Origin of the sequence: Thiocapsa sp. (assembly GCF_011390875.1) — a bacterium.
Classification (GTDB): Bacteria; Pseudomonadota; Gammaproteobacteria; order Chromatiales; family Chromatiaceae; genus Thiocapsa.
This window is the reverse complement of record NZ_JAABRP010000198.1, coordinates 1-8,472: the sequence shown is the minus strand read 5'-3', so window position 1 is coordinate 8,472 and position 8,472 is coordinate 1. Positions and strand designations below refer to the sequence as shown.

Annotated in this window: 7 protein-coding genes; 3 read left to right on the top strand and 4 right to left on the bottom strand. The window is 65.5% G+C overall.

The genetic code is table 11. The features are described from left to right. Positions 1-202 precede the first annotated feature (202 nt). Positions 203-619, top strand: a complete 417-nt coding sequence (locus GPT33_RS14870) for a DUF2384 domain-containing protein (protein ID WP_296810259.1) — start codon at positions 203-205, stop codon at positions 617-619. A gap of 112 nt (positions 620-731) precedes the next feature. Here GPT33_RS14870 and hemF read toward each other — a convergent pair whose 3' ends face one another. Further along, a complete protein-coding gene (hemF, locus tag GPT33_RS14865; protein WP_296810258.1) occupies positions 732-1,667 on the bottom strand; it encodes an oxygen-dependent coproporphyrinogen oxidase in 936 nt (311 codons plus the stop codon). A gap of 152 nt (positions 1,668-1,819) precedes the next feature. On the opposite strand from hemF, the gene GPT33_RS14860 reads away from it, so the two are divergent. Both GPT33_RS14860 and GPT33_RS14855 read left to right on the top strand, forming a co-directional pair. Next, positions 1,820-2,386, top strand: a complete 567-nt coding sequence (locus GPT33_RS14860) for a hypothetical protein (protein ID WP_296810257.1) — start codon at positions 1,820-1,822, stop codon at positions 2,384-2,386. A 24-nt stretch (positions 2,387-2,410) separates the two neighbouring features. Continuing rightward, the gene (locus GPT33_RS14855) at positions 2,411-4,873 is read left to right on the top strand and encodes a penicillin acylase family protein (protein ID WP_296810256.1); all 2,463 of its coding nucleotides are present in this window, start codon (positions 2,411-2,413) and stop codon (positions 4,871-4,873) included. A gap of 80 nt (positions 4,874-4,953) precedes the next feature. Here GPT33_RS14855 and dtd read toward each other — a convergent pair whose 3' ends face one another. From dtd to GPT33_RS14840, 3 genes are all read right to left on the bottom strand, one after another. Next, positions 4,954-5,391 (bottom strand): D-aminoacyl-tRNA deacylase, encoded by a 438-nt coding sequence (gene dtd, locus GPT33_RS14850; protein WP_296810254.1) that lies wholly within the window; start codon positions 5,389-5,391, stop codon positions 4,954-4,956. A gap of 363 nt (positions 5,392-5,754) precedes the next feature. Continuing rightward, positions 5,755-6,705, bottom strand: coding sequence for a prolyl aminopeptidase (gene pip, locus GPT33_RS14845; RefSeq protein WP_296810251.1), 951 nt, complete (start codon positions 6,703-6,705; stop codon positions 5,755-5,757). Between the two features lie 328 nt (positions 6,706-7,033). Beyond that, positions 7,034-8,472, bottom strand: a 1,439-nt coding sequence (locus GPT33_RS14840) for an EF-Tu/IF-2/RF-3 family GTPase (protein WP_296810249.1), incomplete at its 5' end; no start/stop codon positions are given.

Below are 8,472 nucleotides of genomic sequence, written 5' to 3'. Positions count from 1 at the left end.
TCCCCGCTCCAACGCCGAAGTCCCCACTCCCGCTGGGTAGAGCAAAGCGAAACCCCCACAGCGCCGAGCCGGATATCGGGTGACGGGTTGCATACGAAAGCCGTCGGCGCCACCTCCCTCACCAGAAACGCGGTTGGAAAGCGTCCGACCTGCGATCACTCCACGGTGCGCCCGCGAGCGCGCTTCAGACAAAGGCCGACTCATGTCCGAACTTACGCTCGACGAGCGCTGCTCGCTCACGCGCCGCATCATGTCGCTGCTGGAAGGCTGGAATCTCGGTGCGAGCGATATCCTGGTGCTTCTTCAATTGCCGGCCAGCATCAAGGCGCGGAACCTCTCGCGCTATCGGGACGAGGAATGCTTCCCGGACGATCCTCAGGTCAATCGCCGTCTGTCGTACCTCGTGCGGATCGAAGACGCCCTGCATACCTATTTTCCGCGCAACCCGGAAATGCGCCACCTCTGGGTCAAACGCGCCAACAAGCAATTCAATCAACGCGCGCCGATCGCCGTGATGGTCGAGGACGGCGAGAGCGGGCTGATCTCGGTCCTCTCGCATCTGGACTGCACCTTCGCGTGGGACATGACGGGGTCAAAGGCCGAATACGGCACGGGCTGACCAGCCGACCTAGCCGATCTCCGGAAAGCTCAAAACCCGTAGCTTGTGCTGACGATAGGAAGCACAAAGACCGCCGGCGGTCGTTGTGCCTCGCACGGCTCGGCACAACTGACTACTGTCGACCGAGTGTATCGTCGGCAAGCCAGTCGCGCGGTTTGAGGAAACGCTCGTAGAGCTCGGCCTCCGGGCTGCCGGGTTCGGGGCGGTAGTCGTAACGCCAGCTCACCTCCGGCGGCAGGGACATCAGGATCGACTCGGTGCGCCCGCCCGATTGCAGCCCGAAGAGCGTGCCTCGGTCGTAGACCAGGTTGAACTCCACGTAGCGACCGCGACGGTATTTCTGAAAGGCGCGCTCCTCGTCGCCGTATTGTTTCGCCCAGCGGCGATTCACGATGGGAAGGTAGGCCGGCAGATAGGCTTCGGCGACGCTGCGCATGAAGGCGAAGCTGTGGTCGAACCCTCCTTCGCTTAGATCGTCGAAGAAGAGCCCGCCGACGCCGCGGGGCTCCTCGCGATGCTTGAGATAAAAATAGCGGTCGCACCAGTCCTTGAAGCGTGGATAGACGTCCTCCCCGAACGGCAGGCAGGCCTCGCGTGCGGCACGGTGCCAGTGCCGCACATCCTCCTCGAAGCCGTAATACGGCGTTAGATCGAAGCCGCCGCCGAACCACCAGACCGGTTCGGCGTCGGGTCGCTCCGCGATGAAGAAACGCACGTTTAGATGCGAGGTCGGCACATAGGGGTTCTGCGGATGCACGACCAAGGACACGCCCATCGCCTGGAAGCCGCGACCGGCCAGCTCGGGCCGATTCGCGCTCGCCGAGGGCGGCAGGCGCTCGCCGAAGACATGCGAGAAATTGATGCCGCCGCGCTCGAAGACGGCCCCGTCCTGCATAATGCGTGTACGTCCGCCACCGCCGCCCGGACGCTCCCAGGCGTCCTCGCGGAAGCCCGCTCCGCCGTCGGTCTCGCGCAGTGCCGCGCAGATGCGGTCCTGCAGATCGAGCAGATAGGTTTTGACGGCGTCGGCGTCGGGTCGATCGGACATCGCGGCAACTCCTCGCAGGTGCGGTTATCATGAGACGGTCGGTCGGATAGTATCCAATCTTGACCCGCAGCGGTCCCTCTCGCCCGAGTCGCCGTGACTGGCCTCCAGTCCTGCGAGTCCTGCGAGCCATAACACCATAAGGAGACAACCCGATGTCCATCGCCCTGCGCTCGCTGCTGATTGCCCCCGTCCTGCTCGCCGGCTCCGCCCTTGTCTCGGCCGATCAAGCCGTCGCCTTTCTGTCCTTTCAGTCGTCGGTCCCGGATGCCTGGGTCGCCGAGACGCCCAAGAGCGAGATGCGCCAGCTCCAGTTCAAGGTACCGGCGTCCCCCGGCAGCGAGGGCAGCGACGGGGCGGAGTTTGTCGTCTACTTCTTCGGACCCGGTCAGGGCGGGACGCTGGATGCCAACATCGAGCGCTGGCAGTCGCAGTTTCAAGGCCCCGACGGCAAGCCTGTCGAGCCGACGGTGACGCAGATCGGCACCGAGACGATCCCCGCTACTCTGGTGGAGCTGCGCGGGAGTTACGGCCGCAGTGTCGGCATGGGTCCCGGCGACGATGTGCAGACGGATCGGATGCTCCTCGCGGGCGTCATCGAGACGCCGCAAGGCAATCTCTTCCCGCAGATGCACGGCCCGGCGGAGCTGGTCGCCGCACAACGCGACGGCTTCGTCGCGTTCGTGAAGGGGATCCAGCCGGCCGCCCCAACGACGCCGTAAACCCTGCTTCGGGACGCCAACAGGATGCCACGTCGGATCATATTGCTCATCGTTGCGATCCTGGTCGTGGGCGCCTTTGCCGGCGCCGCCGGCCTGGTGTGGGTCGCCAAACGCGGCGAGCCGAGCTACACGGGCAGCCTGGCCATTCCCGGGCTCGAAGCCCCGGTGCGCGTTCGCTACGGGCCGCACGCCGTCCCGACGATCGAGGCCGACAGCGTCCATGATCTGCTGTTTGCCCAGGGATATGTCGTGGCCCGCGAGCGGATGTGGCAGATGGATCTGCTTCGCCGACTCGCCGGTGGGCGTCTGGCGGAGGTGTTCGGGGCCTTGGTGCTGCCGGCGGATCGCTTCTTTCGCACCATGGGGCTCGATCGCGAGGCCGAGCGCAGCCTGGCGGTATTGAACCTCGAGGAGAGGTCTCTTCTCGATTCCTATGCGGCGGGCGTAAACGCCTATCGGATCGAGGCGACGGCCGAGCGTCGCCTGCCGCTCGAGTACCTGGTCGTCGGTGCCGACCCCGCGCCCTGGACTCCGCAAGACAGCCTCCTGATCGGTGGCTATATGGCCTGGACGCAGTCCTACAACCTGCGCGCCGAGCTGACCTTCCTGCGTCTGGCGGCCCGCATCGGCCCGGAGCGGGCGCGCGAGCTCTTTCCGACCGATGTCGGCATTCCGGCGCCGGAGGTGTCGCCCGAGCTGGTGCGAGAGCTGGCGCAGGAACAGGGGCGGACCCCCATGCGCGGTGACCGGCAAGGGCCGACGATCGAGCCCGCGCTGCAGATCGTTGCCCGACTCGGCCTGCCCTTGCCCGCGGCGGCGAGCAACGGCTGGGCGGTGAACGGGCCCCGAACGGCCGAGGGCGAGGCCCTGCTCGCCAACGACCCCCATCTGGCAGGCTCCATGCCGGGGATCTGGTACATGCTGGAGCTGATCGCGCCGGACCTGCATGTTGTCGGGGCGAGCCTGCCCGGTGTTCCGCTGGTGATGATCGGGCACAACCGGGATCTCGCCTGGGGCTTCACCAGCACCATCGCCGATACGCAAGATCTCTTCGTCGAGCGTCTCATGCCCGACGGCGAGAGCGTCGAGCGTGCTAACGGGCGGTTCGAGCCGATCGCGACGCGGGTCGAGCGCATCTCGGTGAAGGGCGCCGACCCGGTTGACTTGGTGATCCGCTCCACCGGCAACGGCGTGATCGTCAACGATATCCTGGGTCCGATCACCAAGACGCCCATGGACTTGCCGAGCCTCGACACGTCCCATCTGCTGGCCCTGCGCGAGACCAACGATCTCCCGGACCGCGCATTTTCCGGCCTGCTGCGTCTCAACCAAGCCGAGACGCTCGAGGAGGCCGCCGAGGCCATCCTGGAGTTCAAACACGTCGTCCTCAACCTCATGACGGCGCACCGCGACGGCGGCATCGCCCTGCAGGTCAGCGGGGTCCTGCCGCAGCGAGGTAAGGGCTCGGGCGCTTTCCCCTCGCCGGGTTGGGTCGACGGCTATGCCTGGCAGGGCCTCGTACCGCAGCCGCGCAACCCGCGGCGTGTCGATCCGCCCGGGGCGGCCTTGATCACCGCCAACAACCGCATCGTTCCGGTGGACTATCCGGTGACCATCAGCAACGCCTGGATGGCGCCGTTTCGTGCCGAGCGCATCGCCGAGCGGCTTGATGCGGCCGGTTCCTTGACGCCCGATGCGATGGCGGACATCCAAACCGATCGCGTCAGCACTCAGGCACGGCTTGCCAAGGCCGCCCTGCGCAGCATCGAGATCGATCTGCAGGCGGTTGATCAGGCGGCCTGGAACATCGCCGCGACGGAGTTGCTCGACTGGGACGGCGACTCGGCGGGGTCGAGCCGTTCCGCGGCCTTCTTCGCCTTGCTCGAACCGGCGCTCTACAGAGCACTCTACGAAGACGAGCTGGGCGAGGACCTCGAAGCCATGACGGCGATGGCCATGTTCGCCTACAGTCCCCTGCAGGAGATGCTCCGCAGCGGCCGGTCGAGCTTCTGGGACGATGTGTCGACGAGCTGGACCGAGGGCCCGGCCGATATCTGGGCGCGCGCCATCAAGGCCGCTAAGGTGGATCTGGATGCCCGATTCCGCAACCCGGAAGACGCGCGGCTGGACCGGATTCGCACCGTGACCTTCCCGCATGCCTTCGGTACCCTGCCGCTCGTCGGGCGTCTCTTCAACGTCGGCCCGATTGGTGTGGGCGGGGGTGCGGATACGGTGAACGTCATGAAGCCGATGCCGCTCGCACCGGAGGAGTCCGTCTTTATCCCTTCGATGCGGGTCGTCTACACCCCCGCGGATTGGGCAGGCACCCGCGGCGTGCTGCCGCTCGGTCAGTCCGGGCACCTCTTTTCGCCGCACCGAACGGATCAGCTCGATGCTTGGCTGACGGGCGCAACCTATTCCTGGCCCTGGAACGGGCCGAGCGAGCAAGAGTCGATCGGTGTTCTGATGCTGGCACCGGGTCTTTAAACCGCGCCCTGTGCGGTATGCGTCATTTGTTGGCGTGGCTTGGCCACGCCGGCTCCGACGACTGTAGGAGCCGACGCGGTTTAGGTCTCCAGCCAGAAGGTCACGGGTCCCACGTTGACCAGGCCGACCTGCATGTCTGCACCGAAGCGCCCGGTCGCAACCCGAGGATGAGCGGCATGCGCCCGGGCGACCAAGTCATCGAACAAGCGCTTGCCCTCCTCGGGCGGCGCGGCGGAGGTGAAGCTCGCGCGGGTCCCTTTCCGGGTGTCGGCAGCGAGTGTGAATTGCGGCACCAACAGAAGCCCGCCGCCGACGTCGCGCAGGCTGAGATTCATGCGGTCGCTGGCGTCCGGGAAGACCCGATAGCCGAGCAGACGCTCCAGCAAACGTTCTCCACGGGCGGGCGTATCGCCCCGCTGCACGCCGACCAAGACCACAATGCCGCGCTCGATGGCGCCGATCGTCTCGCCCGAAACCTCCACATGGGCGCGGGAGACACGCTGCAGTAAACCGATCATGCTGAATCCTGAATCGCGTCCGGAGTGGGCAGGGCTACTTAGGCTTTGGGATCGGCCCGGTCTTGATCCATGATCTTGGCGAGACGCGATTCAGGAGATTGAAGGCGATTTCCGGGAATCATCATCCCGGTTGTACATGTCCAGACGCCCCTCAGGAGCCTGAGGGCGGACGAATTCGCATCGACACGCCGGTCGTTCCTTGCGCATACGATCGGCCAGAAGTAGTGGCGCCACGCGTCGCGAAGCGCCGCCCTCCGGGACCGACGACTTGCAGTCGTCCTCTTCCACAGGCCCGACGGCCGGCGGGGTCGCGCTCAACGCGACGCGCTCTTTGTGATACCACATGGAATTGGTCGTTTTGAATTAACCAAGCTCATCGGCAAAGCGGTCGGTCGCCGCCACCAATGCCATGCGGATGCCGGGCTCGAAGGCCGAGTGACCGGCATCCGCAATCACCTGAAGCTCGGCGCTCGGCCAGGCCTGATGAAGATCCCAAGCCGAGCGCATCGGACAGATGGTGTCGTAGCGACCTTGGATGATGATGCCCGGGATGTCTTGGAGACGATGCGCGTCTTCGAGCAGCTGATTCGGTCGGAAGAAGGACCGATTCATGAAATAGTGGCATTCGATCCGCGCCAGGCTCAAGGCGACATGTGGGTGGGCGAAGTGCGCCTCGATGTCCGGATTCGCCCGCAGCGTCGCGGTGCGTCCTTCCCAGACCGACCAGGCCTGCGCCGCGGAGAGCCGGGTCGCCGGGTCCTCGCCGGTCAGGCGCTTGTGATAGGCGCAGAGCAGGTCACCGCGCTCCTCGACCGGGATCGGGGCGAGAAACTGCTCCCAATAGTCCGGGTAGATCCAGCTCGCACCCTGTTGATAGAACCAACGAATCTCTTCGTCGCGACAGAGAAAGATCCCGCGGACCACCAGCGCCGTGACACGCTCCGGATGGGTCTCGGCATAGGCGAGTGCGAGCGTCGAGCCCCAGGAGCCTCCGAAGACCAGCCAGCGCTCGATCCCGAGTCGCTCGCGGATCCGCTCGATGTCGGCGACCAGATCCCCGGTCGTGTTGGCCGTCAGGGATGCGTGCGGTGTCGAGCGTCCGCAGCCACGCTGATCGAACAGGACCGCGCGATAACGCGCCGGGTCGAAGAACGCGCGATGTGCCGGCTCGCAACCTGCACCCGGTCCGCCGTGCAGAAAGATCGCGGGGATGCCGTCCGGTCGACCGCATTCCTCGACGTAAAGCCGGTGGTCGTGGTCGACGTCCAGCGTATGGGTCGCAAAGGGCTCGACGGGGCGATAGAGATCGGGCATGGGCTTTTGTGTTCCAACGCTATCAACACGCTCAGCAACGCTTCAAAAACAACCGAAACCTGTAGGATGGGTAGAGCGCAGCGAAACCCATCCAGCCCACGTCAAGGGTATCGGACCGAAACCCGGCAACGCCTTGGTTTGGAGGATGGGTTTCGCTGCACTCTACCCATCCGCTACGCGCTACAACGTAATGCCGAGCCGCGACAGCCGTGTCGCTTTTTTTTGTCGTCTATAACCTAAACCGCGTCCTGCCGTCGCTGCTTGTCGCGTTGAGGCTCGATCCACCCCCGGACCCGACCTGTCGCTCCGGACGCGGTTTAGCTCCGGTTTAGCCGCGACTGGCCCGCTTGCGGTCGTTCTCGGTGAGATGCCGCTTACGCACCCGGATCGCCGCGGGCGTGATCTCGACCAGCTCGTCGTCTTCGATGAACTCAAGCGCCTGCTCAAGGGTGAACTTCACCGGCGGGGTCAGCAGGATGTTCTCGTCCGAGCCGGCGGCGCGGATGTTGGTCAACTGCTTGGCCTTGAGCGGATTGACCGTGAGATCGTTGTCGCGCGAATGGATCCCGACCACTTGGCCTTCGTAGACCTCGTCGCCCGGGGAGACCATCATGCGTCCGCGCTCCTGCAAGCTGAAGAGCGCGTAGCCCAGCGCCTTGCCGGTGCCGTTGGAGATCAGCGCACCGTTGCGCCGCGGGGCGATGCCGCCCGGATTGGCGGGGCGATAGCGGTCGAAAATGTGGTATTTCAACCCGGTGCCCGAGGTCATGGACATGAAATCGGTCTGGAAGCCGATCAGGCCGCGCGAAGGAACCTCGTAATCCAGGCGCACCCGGCCCTTGCCGTCCGGGACCATGTCCTTGAGCTCGCCGCGACGCTCGCCGAGCGCCTGCATGATCGCGCCTTGCGAGGTCTCCTCTACGTCGACCGTGAGCTGCTCGTAAGGCTCGCAGATCTGTCCGTCGATCTCGCGGAAGATGACCTCGGGGCGTGAGACGGCAAGCTCGTAGCCCTCGCGGCGCATGGTCTCGAGCAGGATCGACAGATGCAGCTCCCCACGTCCGGAGACCCGGAACTTCTCCGGGTCGTTGCCTTCCTCGACACGCAGGGCGACGTTGTGGATCAACTCGCGCTCGAGCCGGTCCTTGAGCTGGCGCGAGGTCAGATATTTGCCGTCGCGCCCGGCGAAGGGCGAGGTGTTGACCTGGAAGGTCATGGTCACGGTCGGCTCGTCGACGGTGAGCGGGGGCAGTGCCTCGGCGTGATCCGGATGGCAGAGCGTGTCGGAGACGTTCGGCGCCTCGATGCCGGTCAGGGCGACGATGTCCCCGGCGGTGGCGAGCGGCACTTCGTGGCGCTCTAGCCCGAGATAACCGTAGACGATGCCGACCTTGGCCTTATAACGCCCGCCGTCCGGCTTGACCACGACGATCTGCTGGTTCGGCCGTACGCTGCCGTGGCGGATGCGCCCGAGTGCGATGGCACCGACGAACGAGCTGTAGTCGAGCGTGGAGATCTGCATCTGGAAGGGCGAGTCCGGATCCACCTCGGGCGCGGGGCAGTGCTCCACGATCGCCTCGAAGAGCGGCGTCATGTCGCCCTCGCGCACCTCGTTGTCGAGCCCGGCATAGCCGTTCAGGGCCGAGGCATAGATGATCGGAAAATCCAGCTGCTCGTCGCTCGCGCCGAGTCGGTCGAAGAGATCGAAGACCTGATCGATGACCCAATCCGGGCGCGCCCCGGGGCGGTCGATCTTGTTGATGACCA